The organism is Chitinophaga sp. CC14, from assembly GCF_048957795.1.
GTDB lineage: Bacteria > Bacteroidota > Bacteroidia > Chitinophagales > Chitinophagaceae > Chitinophaga > Chitinophaga ginsengisegetis.
The window spans coordinates 2,118,146-2,133,566 of sequence record NZ_JARBFY010000003.1; the positions used below are offsets into that span (position 1 = coordinate 2,118,146).

Annotated in this window: 11 protein-coding genes; 8 read left to right on the forward strand and 3 right to left on the reverse strand. The window is 48.5% G+C overall.

All coding sequences use genetic code 11. The features are described 5' to 3' along the window. Nucleotides 1-39: 39 nt before the first annotated feature. From PV783_RS18415 to PV783_RS18450, 8 genes are all read left to right on the forward strand, one after another. Nucleotides 40-2,094 (forward strand): hypothetical protein, encoded by a 2,055-nt coding sequence (locus PV783_RS18415; protein WP_420989099.1) that lies wholly within the window; start codon nt 40-42, stop codon nt 2,092-2,094. 2 nt (nt 2,095-2,096) lie between these two features. Then, nucleotides 2,097-2,486: an SxtJ family membrane protein gene (locus PV783_RS18420; protein WP_111580445.1), complete on the forward strand. Its 390-nt coding sequence runs from the start codon at nt 2,097-2,099 to the stop codon at nt 2,484-2,486. Nucleotides 2,487-2,506: 20 nt separating this feature from the next. Continuing rightward, the gene (locus tag PV783_RS18425; RefSeq protein WP_168771530.1) at nt 2,507-2,656 is read left to right on the forward strand and encodes a DUF5989 family protein; all 150 of its coding nucleotides are present in this window, start codon (nt 2,507-2,509) and stop codon (nt 2,654-2,656) included. 5 nt (nt 2,657-2,661) lie between these two features. Continuing rightward, nucleotides 2,662-4,515 (forward strand): carbamoyltransferase, encoded by a 1,854-nt coding sequence (locus tag PV783_RS18430; RefSeq protein WP_420989100.1) that lies wholly within the window; start codon nt 2,662-2,664, stop codon nt 4,513-4,515. A gap of 136 nt (nt 4,516-4,651) precedes the next feature. Continuing rightward, nucleotides 4,652-7,642, forward strand: a complete 2,991-nt coding sequence (locus PV783_RS18435; RefSeq protein WP_420989101.1) for a SusC/RagA family TonB-linked outer membrane protein — start codon at nt 4,652-4,654, stop codon at nt 7,640-7,642. Nucleotides 7,643-7,671: 29 nt separating this feature from the next. Then, entirely contained in the window at nt 7,672-9,198 is a 1,527-nt protein-coding gene (locus PV783_RS18440) for a RagB/SusD family nutrient uptake outer membrane protein (protein ID WP_420989102.1), read from the forward strand. Nucleotides 9,199-9,313: 115 nt separating this feature from the next. Then, complete coding sequence (locus tag PV783_RS18445) at nt 9,314-11,569, forward strand: GH92 family glycosyl hydrolase (protein ID WP_420989103.1); 2,256 nt, start codon at nt 9,314-9,316, stop codon at nt 11,567-11,569. Between the two features lie 123 nt (nt 11,570-11,692). Beyond that, nucleotides 11,693-12,190: a 2'-5' RNA ligase family protein gene (locus PV783_RS18450; protein ID WP_420989104.1), complete on the forward strand. Its 498-nt coding sequence runs from the start codon at nt 11,693-11,695 to the stop codon at nt 12,188-12,190. Nucleotides 12,191-12,248: 58 nt separating this feature from the next. Here the strand turns inward: PV783_RS18450 and PV783_RS18455 are convergent, their stop codons facing one another. The 3 genes from PV783_RS18455 to PV783_RS18465 are packed head-to-tail and all read right to left on the reverse strand — an operon-like array spanning nt 12,249 to nt 15,412. Beyond that, a complete protein-coding gene (locus PV783_RS18455; protein WP_420989105.1) occupies nt 12,249-13,220 on the reverse strand; it encodes a DUF5007 domain-containing protein in 972 nt (323 codons plus the stop codon). Between the two features lie 23 nt (nt 13,221-13,243). Further along, nucleotides 13,244-13,933, reverse strand: coding sequence for a hypothetical protein (locus PV783_RS18460; protein ID WP_420989106.1), 690 nt, complete (start codon nt 13,931-13,933; stop codon nt 13,244-13,246). 18 nt (nt 13,934-13,951) lie between these two features. Next, the gene (locus PV783_RS18465) at nt 13,952-15,412 is read right to left on the reverse strand and encodes a RagB/SusD family nutrient uptake outer membrane protein (protein WP_420989107.1); all 1,461 of its coding nucleotides are present in this window, start codon (nt 15,410-15,412) and stop codon (nt 13,952-13,954) included. Between the last annotated feature and the right edge of the window lie 9 nt (nt 15,413-15,421).

Here is a 15,421-nt window from a genome sequence, read left to right on the forward strand (position 1 = left end):
AGTGCTGCCATTAAGGCGCGCCGTATAAATTGCATTGAAATGAATAAGACAAGATTCCACGACTATGGCACTCAGGCCGCTTTATTACAAAAAAAAAGAATGCTGGTGATTAAAATCATCAGCATTCTTTTTCCCTTTTTAATTATCGGTGGAGTGGAAGCAGGACTGCGGTTATTTAATTATGGCCACAACCTGGAGCTCTTTATTACATCTCCCCAAAACAAGAATTATTACCAGCTCAACCCCGCCGCCTCCCTGAAATATTTTTCCAATGCAGAAATCGCCACCAAAGGAAATAGTGAATTATTTAAGAAAGTAAAAGACTCCGGTACCCTTCGCATCTTCGTATTGGGTGAATCCACCACTATCGGGTATCCTTATTTTCATAACGGCTCCTTTCACCGCTGGCTGCAATACCGCCTCATGCATTCCTGCCCGGAGAAACGCCTGGAGATCATTAATCTTTCACTAACAGGCGTTAATTCCTATACAGTAGCCGGTTTTACAAAAGAATTATTGCCGTATCAGCCGGATGCCGTACTTATTTATACCGGTCATAATGAGTATTATGGTTGCCTGGGCACGGGCAGCACCGACAAAGTAGCCGGCAGTCCTTTCCTCATCCACCTGGTGCTGAAGCTCCGGGAATTCCGGATCACCCAGCTCATGGCCAGTGCGCTCCACAAAATTTCCACGCTGAAACCCGCCAGTACGGAAGGCGCCGGCAAAACCCGCATGGAAATGATGGTGGCAGCGCAACAGATCCCTTTCGGATCGGATATGTACGAAAGAGGCATCACCCAGTTCACTACCAACATGGATAACACGCTGCACATACTGGATCAGGCCAACGTGCCGGTATTCATCAGCAACCTGGTATCCACCGAAAAAGACCTGTTCCCTTTTATCAGCGTAGCACCCGACTCCACAAAGTACCCCGGCTTCAATACCGCGTACCATCAGGGCGAACAGGCCATTGCCAAAGGAGATTCGGCCATGGCGTTGCAGCATTTCATGGCCGCGGAATACAGTTATAACGCGCACGCCGGCTGCAACTACTACCTGGGATTATTAACCCTGCATAACGGCGACAGCACCGCCGCCAAAACGTATTTCGATAAAGCAAGGGATCTTGATGCGCTTCGTTTCCGTGCGCCCTCCAAACTCAATAAGGTGATGCTGGAGCTGTGCAGCAAATATAAAAACGCTCACCTGGTAGATGCCAATGCCGCTTTTGAAGCTGCCAGCGCCGGCCATATTATCGGCAATGACCTGATCCTGGAACATGTGCATCCTAACCTGAAAGGCTATGCGCTGTTGTCGGATGTGTTTTATAATACCATGAAAGCGCAGGGACTTTTCAAAGCGTCGCCCGAAACAGAAATGAGCTTTGCACAGCTGCAGCAAACGATGCCTGTTACCGTGATCGATAGCTTGTCCGGCGCCTACAAGATTGCCAACCTGAAAAGAAGCTGGCCTTTTAATAAAACGCACGTTTCCGATACCATGCTGATTTCCAGTGCAGAAGAGCAGCTTGCTTATAAAGTAGCTTTCAGGAAAACATCCTGGGCAGCGGCATTGCAACAGCTCTATAATACCTATAATCAAAACGGCGATTTTGCCAGGGCCGCTACCATCGTGGCGGCATGGGTACAGGAACATCCTACAGAAACAGGCTACTATGAAGAAGCCGGTAACTACTATGGCAAGCTGGATAATACGCCGGAAGCGATCTTCTACTTTAAAAAAGTATTTGGTATGTCGCCCTCATTTGACGTGGCCAGAACGCTTTTTGTGCTTTACCTGAAACAGGACAACGCCAGCGAAGCGTTGCCTTACCTGGATTATGCCATCGATCATAACGAACGGCGGTTAAACCTGCTGCCCGTAAAAGATTGCCTGTTGCAGATCCTGGAGCTGCAAACAAAGGCGGCAAGGGAGCCGGCAAATATAGACGTGCTTAACCAGATCGCCGGACTGTACTACCGGATGGGAAATAAAGATGGCGCCGTACTATACGTAGAAAAAGTATTGCATGCCTCGCCGGGCAACCGGGATGCACTTACGATGCAAAGTCAACTGAAAAAAGTATAGCCATGTGGAAAGGCTTCACCAACATTACCCGGCAGCAATGCATTGAATCTGGACAGGTGGCTGCCACAGCGCTACTGGCGGCAGCGTTGTATTTCCGTGATTTCAGGCTGGTAGCCGTTGCGCTGCCGGTGCTGCTTATCACCATGCTGGCGCCCCGGCTTTTTTATCCGCTGGCCGTAACCTGGTTTGGGTTAGCAAAAGTTTTGGGAGAAATAAATATACGCATACTCCTTACCCTTGTTTTTGTGCTGGTGGTAGTGCCCGTGGGCATATGGCGGAAGTGGCGGGGCAAAGATGCGTTGCAGCTGCGCAGGTTCAAAAAAGAAAAGACATCGGTAATGGATATACGTAATCATGTATATACGAAAGAGGATTTGCAGCACACATTTTAAAACGGTCATAATTATACGTCATGGAATTTCTGCATGAACTGCTTTACTTTTTAAGAACACGTAAGAAGTTCTGGTTGCTTCCGCTGATCATCGTGCTGCTGTTGCTGGCATCGCTGGTAGCATTAACCAGTGCTTCGGCGCTGGCGCCTTTTATTTATGCCATATTTTAATTGCGTTGAGGAAAATTATCCTGGGCATATCCGCATTTTATCACGACAGCGCTGCCGCGCTGATCATCGACGGGCGCATTGTTGCGGCCGCACAGGAAGAACGTTTTACGCGCATAAAGCAGGATGCTTCTTTCCCGGCGCAGGCCATTAAATATGTATTGTCGGAAGCGGGCATCTCTTTTGATGAGCTGACTGCCGTGGCGTTTTATGATAAACCGCTGCTGAAATTTGAACGGCTGCTGGAAACCTATCACGCCTTTGTACCGCGTGGCTGGCGCAGCTTTATTACGGCTATGCCGGTGTGGATGAAGGAGAAAGTGTTTATGAAGAAAATGCTCCGGCGCCAGTTCCGCGCATTGGGAGCCACCGTGAAAGTGCCGCTGTATTTTCCTGAACACCATTTATCCCATGCTGCCAGCGCTTTTTATCCGTCGCCTTTTGAATCCGCGGCCATTCTTACGGTTGATGGTGTAGGAGAGTGGGCTACCACTACCATTTGTTATGGTGCCAATAGTGATATCAAAATTTTAAGGGAGCTGCGTTTTCCGCATTCTCCCGGCTTATTATATGCCGCCTTTACTTATTTCCTGGGGTTTAAAGTAAACAGCGGCGAGTATAAATTAATGGGACTGTCGCCTTACGGCCTGCCGGATGCCCCGCAAACCGTTGCGTTCCGGGAAAAGATCCTGGCAACGTTGGTGGATATACGAAACGATGGTTCCATCCTGCTGAACATGGATTATTTTGAATTCGCCACCGGGTTAAAAATGACGGCCACCCCATTGTGGGAAGCGCTGTTTGGTTTTTCCCGCCGCGAGCCGGAATCCGCCATCACGCAGGAACACATGAACCTGGCGCTGGCCATTCAACAGGTTATAGAAGAAATTGTAGTAGCGCTGGCACGCACGGCAAAAGAAATTACGGGGAGTCATCACCTGGTGATGGCAGGCGGTGTGGCGCTCAACTGTGTGGCGAATCATAAAATAAAAGCCGCGGGTATTTTTAAGGATATCTGGATACAACCTGCTGCCGGTGATGCGGGCGGCGCATTGGGCGCTGCATACGCCGCTTATCATATAGGGATGGAGCAGGCGCGTATTTTTTTTCCGGGAGAAGATGGGATGCAGGGCGCATTTCTCGGCCCCGCTTATGGCGACGCTGATATCCGGAAGCTGCTGGTCCGCTATGCGGCGGTGGCGGTTCATCAGCCGGACTTTGATGTACTCACGCAGGAAGTGAGTGAGCACCTGGCCAACGGAAAAGTGGTGGGCTGGTACCACGACCGGATGGAGTTTGGTCCGCGTGCCCTCGGCAACCGGAGCATCCTTGCGGATCCGCGGCAGGCCGCCATGCAACAGCAACTCAACGCGAAAATAAAATTCCGCGAAAGCTTCCGTCCCTTTGCACCCGCGGTACTGGCAGAAGATGCGCACCATTATTTTAACGATGCCACTGCTTCTCCCTATATGTTATTTACTACCACCCTAAAAGAAGCACTGTGTACCAATATAGCTGCAGACACTACCGCCTCCATATATGAACGGTTGCATCAGCAACGCGCTGCTATCCCCGCGGTTATACACCTCGATTATTCTGCGAGGGTACAAACCGTACACCATACGCTTCATCCAAAGCTCTGGCAACTTATTAATTGTTTTAAAAAACTAACGGGTTGCAGTGTGTTGATCAATACCTCTTTTAATGTAAGGGGAGAGCCGGTAGTGAATACGCCGGAAGATGCATGGCTTGCTTTTATGCGAACGGAAATGGATTACCTCATGATGGGTAATTATATTTTTGATCGCCGGCGCCAGCCTGTGTTGCCGGCGGAGTTGTTTAAATCCTTTGAAAGGGATTAATATCTTCTTCTCTCAAAAAAAAATTAAAAAAATAGCACATTAATACGGCTGTTAGTTCATTATTAGCGCTGCTGTTAGGCCGGTGATGCTTACTTGCATTCATTATTTTCTTATCAATCGAAATATCGTTCGCGTTATGAAAAGATTACTATTGCTGATGCTCCTCGCATCGGGCCTGCTGCAGGCCTATGCACAAAAGCAGTTGACAAAGGGTAAAGTGCTGGATGAAACCGGCCAACCACTACCCGGAGCAACCGTTAGAGTAAAAGGTACCAACATTTCAAGTCCTACCAATGCACAGGGCGAATTCCAGGTTGCCACCGGCGAAACAGCGTCCCCGGTGCTGGTGATTTCCTATATCGGCTATCTCACACAGGAGGTAGCGGTAACCGGCAGCGACTTATCCATCACATTAAAAACGGATGCCAGATCCCTGAATGATATCGTAGTAGTGGGATATGGCACACAGAAAAAGAGCGACGTAACCGGCGCTACCAGCTCCGTGAAAGCCGTGGAAATTGCCAAACGTCCTTTGGTAAGAGTAGAACAGGCTTTGCAGGGTACTACTTCCGGCGTAACGGTGCAAAGCAACAGTGGTCAGCCTGGCAGGGGGATCAGTGTAAGGATCCGTGGCGCCAGCTCCATCACCGGCGGCAATGATCCGTTGTACGTAATCGATGGTTACATCGGCGGCAACCTGGAATCAATTGCACCCAGCGACATTGAAAGCATGGAAATTCTGAAAGATGCTTCTGCCACCGCCATCTACGGTTCCCGCGGATCTAACGGCGTGGTAATGGTAACAACCAAAACCGGTAAATCAGGGAAGCCCCGCGTAGATGCAAGCGCCTGGATAAGCAAAGCGTCTTTGCCAAAAAAATTAAACCTGATGAACGCCTACGAGTTTGCGCAGCAGGTAAATAAAAAAGGAGATGTTGCCGGAACAGGCCATCCGTTTACCGATGCCCAACTCGCGGAGCTTCAGAAAAACCCAGGCGGCACCGACTGGCAGGATGAACTGACCCGCAAGCCATTAACACAAAACTACCAGGTTGGCGTATCCGGCGGTTCTGAAAATGTAAAGTACTATTTCTCCTATAATCATCTTGATCAGCCAGGACTGCTGATTAACTCCGGCTATAAAAGAAATACGCTGCGCGCCAACGTGGATATTAAGCTGAACAGGAAAATGGATCTGAAAGTAAATATTACCGGTTTGCTGCCGGAATCGCACAACACAGATTTCTCCGGCGATATCGTTGATCCGTTCTCCCAATCCAGTATGTGGGATCCCACCAGCCCCGTAAGAAATGCGGCAGGTGATTATATCAGTCAGTCGAATTTCGCCTCCCTGGCTAAAAACCCGGTACAAAATATCATGAGCCGTTCGGTAGATGGAAAAACTTCCAACTTAACTGCCACCGGTGTTTTTACCTACCGGATCATTGACCACCTCACCTTTACTTCCAATAACAGTTATGAGTTGCAGCACCAGCAAACGCAATCCGTTTTCCCTCCGGGAACCAACGAAGCGTTTAACGGTAACGACTATGCGAAAATGGAAAACAACCGGTACAGAAGCTGGCAGAACTCCAACTTCCTGACTTATAACAACCGTTTCGGTGATCATTCACTCACCGTTACCGCGTTGGTGGAACAGGCTTCCAAAACCAATACCAGCACCATTGCACAGGCCAACCAGTTATCTACCTACAGCCTCGGCTACTGGAACCTGGGATTAGGTAAAACCCAGTCCACCAGCAGCGGCTACTGGGCAGATGCGCTGATTTCCTACATGGGAAGGGTGAACTACGCCTTTAAAGATAAGTACCTGTTAACCGTTTCTGTCCGTACAGACGGATCTTCCCACCTGGTAGAGAAATACTCCACTTTCCCCGCAGTTGCATTGGGATGGGCGGTAGACAAAGAAGGATTCATGGCCGGCTCAAAAGTAGTAACCGGCCTGAAGATCCGCGCCAGCTATGGTCAAACAGGTAACCAGGCCGTTCCTGCTTATTCTACCATTGCCCAGATCGGTACAGCACTGCCATACTATTTCGACGGCAGTACATCGAGTGTAAATACGCCACTGGGAACACCGGTATCCACCATGCTGCAATGGGAAAAGAACACCACCTATGATGTGGGACTGGATATGGAATTCTGGCGTGGCCGCTTAACCTTCACCGCGGATGCCTATAATAAAAAAGTATCCGACCTGCTGTACGCCACCGATAACCCTTTCTACTATGGCGGCGGAAGCTTCCAGCGTAATATCGGCAGCGTAAGAAATACAGGTCTGGAATTCAGCGTAGGCGGTATGCCCGTTGTTGGAAAAGATTTCAAGTGGACCAGTAACTTCAATATCTCTTTCAACAGGAACGAAGTATTGGATCTGGGTGGTCAGGACAATATCATCGTAAATGGTATCGGTTCTGCACAGCAGGGTGTGTCTATCATTAAAGTAGGCGAACCGCTGGGTACCTTCTATGGTTACAAATACCTGGGCACCTGGAAAAGTGAAGAGAAAACGGAAGCCGCTTTATATGGCAAGAAGCCGGGAGATACAAAGTATGCTGACCTCGATGGCGATCATAAACTCTCCGGCGGCGATCTCACCACTATTGGCAACGGTATGCCTAAATACTATTTCGGCTTCATCAACGATTTCTCCTATAAAAACTGGAGCCTGAATGTAATGTTCCAGGGCACGCACGGCAACCAGATGTATTCCTTCACACAGGCGTATACAATGGGCGGACTGGGAGATGCACGCGATGCCACCAATGCGCAGCTCCTCGATATGTGGACGCCTGAAAAACAGACAGACGTTCCTACCTACGGCAACCAGAACGAAATCAAAAGCAGCCGTTATGTATATGACGCCAGCTACATCAAGCTGAAAAATATCTCCCTCACTTATACTATTCCGGAATCACTGCTGGGCAGGATCCATGCACGCAGCCTGGATGTTTATATCAGCGCCCAGAATATCTGGACCATCACCAATTACCCTGGCTACGATCCGGAAGTAACCAATGCTACCAATGCCATCACACAAGGTTTGGAAACAGGTACAATACCTAACCCCAAAACCTATACGATTGGTTTAAGACTTGGTTTATAATTGATTCTGTTTTCTAAAAAATTACTATTATGAACAAAAAATATTTCCTCCCTTTAACTATTGCAGCCATGATCGGCGTATCATCCTGCGTGAAGCTGACGGAAGATCCAAGAGCAACACTCACCCCGGGCAATTATTTTAATACACAAAGTGAACTGGACGGCGCCGTAACCTCCGCTTTCAGGGCGCTTGCTGTAGATGGCGCATGGGGTTTTACCAGTAAAATGACCAGCTACTTTGGCTCTGACGACTTAACCACGCACCCTGCATCCAACAAAGCAGATTCGCGGGAATTTGACCGGCTCCAGGGTACCACCACCAACGCCAGTATGAGAAGCGAATGGGAAGGGCCATGGAATACCATTTACCAGGCCAACAACGTGATCACCAATTTTGAGAAAGTAGCGGCTACTACCAACGAAGCCATTCAGCAACGTACGTATTCCGGCGGGCAGGCATACTTTCTCCGTGGACTGTGTTATTTCTATCTGGTAAGAACATTTGGCGCATTGCCTATTGTTACCGGTCCGGCAGATATCACCGTAACACCGGCAAGAGAAGAACCCGCCAAAGTATACGAACTGATCATCGCCGATCTGAAAAAGGCTGCTGAAATGCTGCCCGACAAATGGACCGGCGTAAATGTAGGCAGACCCGGCGCATTGGCTGCAAGAGCCGTGCTGGCAAATGTATACCTCACCATGGCAGGCTGGCCTCTTAACCAGCACTCCAACTATGCGCTGGCTGCTACAGAAGCAAAGGCCGTAATGGATGCAGGAAAATACGACCTGATGGCCGACTACCTCGATGTATTCAAAACCAATAATAATATTGAATCTGTATTCGGGCTGCAATACAATGTAGGCGGCCAGTTGCCAAACCGCTCCTTTGGCGCCACCTGTATTCCTGATGATGAAGGCGGATGGGATGACTTCTTCCCTGAAATCAACTACTTCAAGGATGCACCGGTTTGTAAACGTACCGATCAAACATTCCATACACAAATTAAGAGCAATAAGATCGGCGTGGTAAGATGGGATGATCCGAGAACAGCCACGCACCATCCTTACTATAACAAATTCCGTTATGGCGCCGGTGATGGTATTGTTGAAACGCCTACCCAGGTAGTAAGCTTTAACGCCAGCACCAACAAAACCACCGATATTGTTCGCTTTGCAGAAACATTGCTCACCTACGCAGAAGCTTCTGCAATGGCGGCCAACACCGTTTCTGATGATGCTTACGAAGCGCTGAACAGGGTAAGACGCCGCGCCGGTTTACCAAACATCGTAAAGGGTTTAACGGCAGTGGCTTTCCGCGACTCTGTAGTGAATGAACGCAAATATGAGTTTGCCGGTGAATTCGGTCAACGCTGGTTCGATATCGTTCGTTTGCAGTTGCTGCCAAAAGTAATTGCCCGCCGCGATCCAAATGAGTTCAAGGATCTTCCGTTGAATCCTGCTGCTGTTGTTAACCCGGGTCCTAAATATATTGCTCCGATTCCCTTCCGGGATCTGAACCTGAGCCCTGGATGGACACAAAACCCAACATACTAAGTACTTTTTGATTTGGCCCGTAAATAGTTTAATCATGCCTTGTGCATGATTAAACTATTTTGTTAATTCGCTCTCTGACCAATGAGGAATTCTCCCTGCGTATAAATTTTAGTGAATGAAAAAAACAAACTGGAAGCTGTACAGCCTTCTGTTGCTGACACCTTTTGTATGCTTATCCGGCCGTGCACATGCTGCGGTGTATGATACGATCCCCGGAGCAAAGCAACCCATCGACCTGATTGACCCTACCATAGGAAACGTAGGGCAGCTGCTGGAACCCACCCGGCCCACCGTGCAGTTGCCGAATCAGCTGATCCGGTTTACGCCGCAACGGAAAGATTTTATGGACGACCAGATCTCCGACTTTCCATTGAACGTGGTATCACACCGGCTTGGCCAGGTATTCTCTGTAAAGCCTGCCACCGGCGCGTTGTCGGAAAAAAACTGGCAAGCCCGCATGGCATATGACCATAACCTGGAAACCAACCGTCCCTGGTATTACTCTACGTGGCTGCTGGAGGAAGAAGTAAACGTGGAATTTACCGCCGGTAAAAAAACAGGTTACTACCGTTTCCGTTTTCCCAACGGTAAAGAAAAATCCCTGCTGTTTGGTACCTACAATGATGGCGAAGCGGCTTACAGCTTCCTGCCCAACAACGTAGTAACCGGTATGGAAACCTATAACGACTATGTAAAGGTATACCTGTACGGCGTTTTCAGCGAAGCAGGTACGCCCGGTGTGGTGGAACAGGGACAGTTGAGCAATCATAAAAATATTGCTGGTAAAGGAATCAAAGCGTTTATCAGTTTCCCTGCCGCCACAAAGGAAGTTACTTTTAAATATGCGATCAGCTATATCAGCCCGGAACAGGCAAAGAAAAGTTATGAAGAAGAAATCAGTAAGAAAGATTTTGATGCCGTAGCCGCCAATGGAAAAAAAGCCTGGGCAGATGTAATGAACCAGGTTAAAGTAAAAGGTGGTACACCGGCGCAACAACGCTCTTTCTATACCGCTTTATACCGTTGCTATGAAAGGGCTGTGGATATTACGGAAGACGGGCAATATTACAGCGGTTATGATAAACAGATCCACAAAGACAACCGCCCTTTTTATGTGGATGACTGGACCTGGGATACCTACCTGGCGCTGCATCCGCTGAGAATGATCCTCAACCCTGCAAAGGAAGAAGATATGCTGCAGTCATTTGTACATATGTACGAGCAAAGCGGCTGGTTGCCTACTTTCCCCGTGCTGTTTGGCGATCATGCCTGTATGAACGGGTTCCATTCTTCTGTAGTAATGCTGGACGCACACCGGAAGGGACTGAAAAATTTCGATATAGAAAAAGCCTATGAAGGCATGCGGAAAAACGCCACAGAAGCTACCATGCTTCCATGGCGCAACGGTCCTAAAACAGCGCTTGATGATGTGTATCACAACAAAGGCTATTTCCCTGCACTGCGCATCGGCGAAAAAGAAACCGAACCCGTGGTGCATCCTTTTGAAAAAAGACAGGCAGTAGCTGTTACCTTAGGCGGCAGCTACGACGACTGGGCATTGTCTGAACTGGCGGGTGATCTGAATAAGAAAGATGACCAGCGGTTGTTTGCACCAAGAGCGAAGAATTATAAAAATCTCTGGAATGCCGATAAACAGTTTTTCCTGCCAAAAGATGGGAACGGAGAATGGATCGACATCAACGTAAAATACGACGGTGGTATCGGTGGCCGTGATTTCTATGATGAAAACAACGGCTGGACTTACCTCTGGCAGGTGCAGCAGGATATCCCCGGTCTCATCAGCCTGATGGGTGGTAAAGATGCTTTTGAAAAAAGACTGGATCAGCTGTTCCGCGAACCACTGGATATGTCGCGCTACGCTTTCTGGAGCAAATTCCCGGATGCCACCGGCCTCGTAGGACAATACTCTATGGGGAATGAACCCAGCTTCCATATTCCTTACTTATATAACTACACCGGTGCTCCCTGGAAAACGCAGCAACGTATCCGCTTCCTACTGGATACCTGGTTTAAGGATAACATCTTTGGTATTCCCGGCGATGAAGACGGTGGTGGTATGTCGGCCTTCGTGGTATTTTCTTCTATGGGCTTTTACCCGGTAACGCCCGGTATCCCGGAGTATACTATTGGCAGCCCGGTGTTTGAAAATGTAAGCATCGCATTGCCTGACAAAAAACAGTTTACCGTGATTGCGCACAACAGCTCCATGGTAAATAAATATATTCAACAGGCCAAGTTCAATGGCAAACCTTTGAACAAACCCACGTTTACGCATCAGCAATTAACCGATGGCGGAACGCTGGAACTGTTCATGGGCCCCAAACCTAACAAAAGCTGGGGTGTACAGTAAGAAGTTTACTGGTCTCGTGAACCGGTAACAATGATGAAGACAAAAGAAAGACCGTCTCTTTATGGGGCGGTCTTTTTTTTAGTGGTTGTAAACCGGTGCTGCATTATTATCTTCGCATCTGATATGGCATCTTTCATCGTTACCCTGCAGCTTCAGCCCGATGACGCCGCATTCTTTAACCGGATGCGCCGGCAGTATTATCCTGCTCATGCCAACGAGGTACACGCACATCTTACTTTATTTTACCGCCTGCCGGCGGATGAACCACAGATCATTACCTCCCTGGCTACGATGGTTGCGCGGCCTTCCTTTGTGTTACAGGTCAATGAAGTGCAGCGGTATACCAACGGTATTGCCTATACGCTGATGTCCGCGGAATTGCAGGCGTTACATGAAGCGTTGCAAACCCAATGGTCACCCTGGCTCATTCCGCGCGACCGGCAGCCGTTACGGCCGCATATCACCATCATGAACCAGGTAACGGCTTTTAAAGCGCAACAGGCGCATGAACAACTAATGGCCAACTTCCGTCCTTTTGAGGTAACTGCCACCGGGATAGAGGTGTGGCGGTATTTAAAAGGCCCGTGGAAACTGGTGGGGGAGTATTCCTTTCTTACATAAAAAAGCCTTCCCGCATTACCGGAAAGGCTTTCTTACTTCATTCATCTTTCTATCGTTGCTAAATAATCCTGTTCACGTGTTTTATTTTAACAACTACCTCATAAGTACCCTCCTGGAAAATCTGGAACTGGAACCGTGGGTTTACGTTATAGATCTTTTCGTTGGTGGGTGCGTAACCCGGATCTACTGTTACAAACTGGCTGGGAATACGATAGTAGATCAGGTATCCGTAAGCACTTTGTAATAAAGGGAATGGCGTGGTTTCAAAGTTGCAGACCATGCTGGTATCCGTTCTCTCCAGTGGATGAAACTGTGCATAGGTCTGGAAGTCGCTGCGGTCGCCTCTCCGGATGATCTCTCCTTTGGCCGGGTTAAAATAGCGGCCGTTCTGGTCCGCGATCTTCAGGATGATATTGGTGCCTTCATCGGAGATCTTCCTGATGGTAACGGTAGGTACGCCCAAATCGCCACTGGTAGTGGTGCCGTCTTTGAACCAGGCAGCACCGCCGTCACCCACATGATAGGGTGGTTCATCTATCAGGGTAAAGGTGGCAATGTTTTTATACTCTTTGCTGCCGTTCTGATTGGAAGCCTGGATATCAAATTCATAGGTACCCAGTGGCACTTTGATGGAGGTACCGTAAAAAGTAAAAGCGCCGGTATGCTCGTTGAATTCAAAGCAGGGGGTGTTTACTTTTTGTCTCTTTTTATTCAGCAACTCCACGGTGGTATCTTTTTCCGGATCAAATTTCCCGATCCACTCATAGCGCTCGTAATTGGTAAATACAGAGTCGGCATGCGTGTGTTTTACTGCATCGCGGATATCCAGGAGCTTGTATACCACGGGCGCGCTGGAACCGTCGTTACTAACGGGGTTGGTGGATTGTACCTGGCCCCGTTTTATTTTAATCGGGTTATCCACGTAACGAATCTGGTTGCTGAGAAAACCGTTTTCCACTTTGGAGCAACCGTACATAGCTGCCGAAACAGCCATCACCACGGCGCCGAATATTTTTATATTTCTTTTCATGATCATTGCGTAAAGGTGAAAACTCAGTTAAACGTATCCGCGAAATAGGTGAAGGTGTGATTGTTATTCAGCACATGCAGTATTCCGTTGGTGGTAAGTATACCGGTCGTCTGACAGCGGGTTTGCAGGTATTGCTCCGGTATGGTGTTGGCCAGGTCGGCATCCGTTACGGGAACAGGATAGCCGGGTTTTGCAATCAGCTTGGTCAGGTACAGGTATACCGGGTATTGCGTGAACACACTTCCGTCGGTATAATCCCTGCTGGGAATGCCTTGTACCAGGCGGAGTTCCCCGTCGTTTGCTTTGTACAGTTTCCCGGTTTTGGTAGCCTTGTCTAAAGGAATCAGGTCTTTGAAGAGATAAGCCCGCAGGGAATCCCTCATGACGCCAAAATCCAGTGAGTCGAAAGTAAAGATATAGTTAGGATCCACTCTCCGTACGCGTTCCAGCTCCTGCCGTAAATTGATGTAGTTGGAGAGATCATAATCCGTGATGGCAAAAAAGGTGCCGGTGGCATTTACTTCTTCCTTCAAACCTGTTTTATCGATCATCAGCACTACGGTATCAAAAAGCGGGTTTGTTTTCAGGTAATCGTATGTGGTCATGTTTACATGCGGATCATGCAAACTGCCGCCGATGGTATATTCCTTCTTACAGGAAAATAAAACCACGGCTACCAGAGCGATGAAAGAGAGATATATTTTGTGTTTCATACTGCTGATTTTAATGGGTTAGAGTTTACCTCTCCAGTAAGGAGTTTGTGTAAGGGTGAAATCATCTTTGAACATGGTGGGATCAATAGGCCATAACCAGCCGCCGTTCTCAAACTGATCGCCGGGGAAATGTTCGTTGTACGAAGTCAGTTTTTTATTACGCACCAGGTCGTAATAAGCATGGCCTTCGTAGAACAGCTCCCGCAGGCGTTCTTCGAGGATGGTAGCGGCAAGGCCGTCGCCGGTGCCCACATAATCATCCAGTCCTGCGCGTTTGCGTACCCTGTTAAGCAGGGGCAATGCATCGCCATCCTTACCCAGTTTACTCAGCGCCTCTGCCCTGAGCAGCAGCATGTCTGCCAGCCTGAAGATGGTGAGGTTATTGGTCATACGGGGATCTTTTTTGGCAGATCCGTCGGCATAGGCAATGTTGGAAAACTTGATGATCTGTCCCTGGTTACCGCCAAGACCGTAGAAGAAGTCTTTGAAGCGGATATCTTTATCCTTGTCTTGATAAATGGACAGGTAGTTTTCATTAACCGGCCATTCTATATATCCTTTTCCGTCAATAAACGGCATCATCAGGGTAACGCCTGCGCCGCCATTGGTGGCGAGGGAAATTCCTTCTGATTGTCCGTCGTTGATATTGATTTCAAAAATGCCCTCCTGTGTTTTGCCGATAAATACTTTCATATAATTGGCAGAATCGATCAGGGTGTAACCACCGTTGGTGATCACTTCATTCGCGGCTACTTCGCAGCCGGCGTAGTCGCCTTTCCATGCCAGGATGTGTGCCTGCAGGGCAAATGCAGCGCCTTTATTGGCTCTTACCGCACGCTCAGATTCATCTTCATAACCAAAATCCAGGTTTTGTTTAGCTACTTCAAGATCGGCCAGGCATTGCTTCCATACGCTGTCGGCCGGGCTTCTCGGGATGTTCTTCGCAGTAGATACATCCAGGTCCGGTTGCAGTTTCAAAGGCACATCTCCCCAGATGCGGCTCATATAGAAGTAGGTAAAGGCGCGGAGGAAATAGGCTTCCCCGATCACATGCCGCTTGTTATTGATATCTGTGAATTTGCTGTCGTCGATACCCGGTACTTTATTGATGATCAGGTTTAACTGTTGCAGCAGCTGGTAGTACTGTTGCCAGTTCCAGTTGCCACTGCCTACGTTGAGGCCAACAAATTCGCCGTTGGAAATATTGTAGTTGCCATTATCCCGGCCACCGTCGATACTCAGTTCTCCGGATACAATGTCTCCGTATTTATGCCAGGAGTTATCGCGGATCATGATATTACGCAGGATGGCGTAAGCGCCGGCAAGCGATGTTTTGGCATCCGTTTCCGTAGAAAAATAAGCGCTGGTAAAAGTAGAGTTATGCGGTTCCAGGTCCAGTATTTTGGAGCAGGACGACACCAGGGTAGCTGCAGAAATAACAGCAGCTGCATAAGCGATATATAAGCGTTGTTTTCTCATGATTTTCTT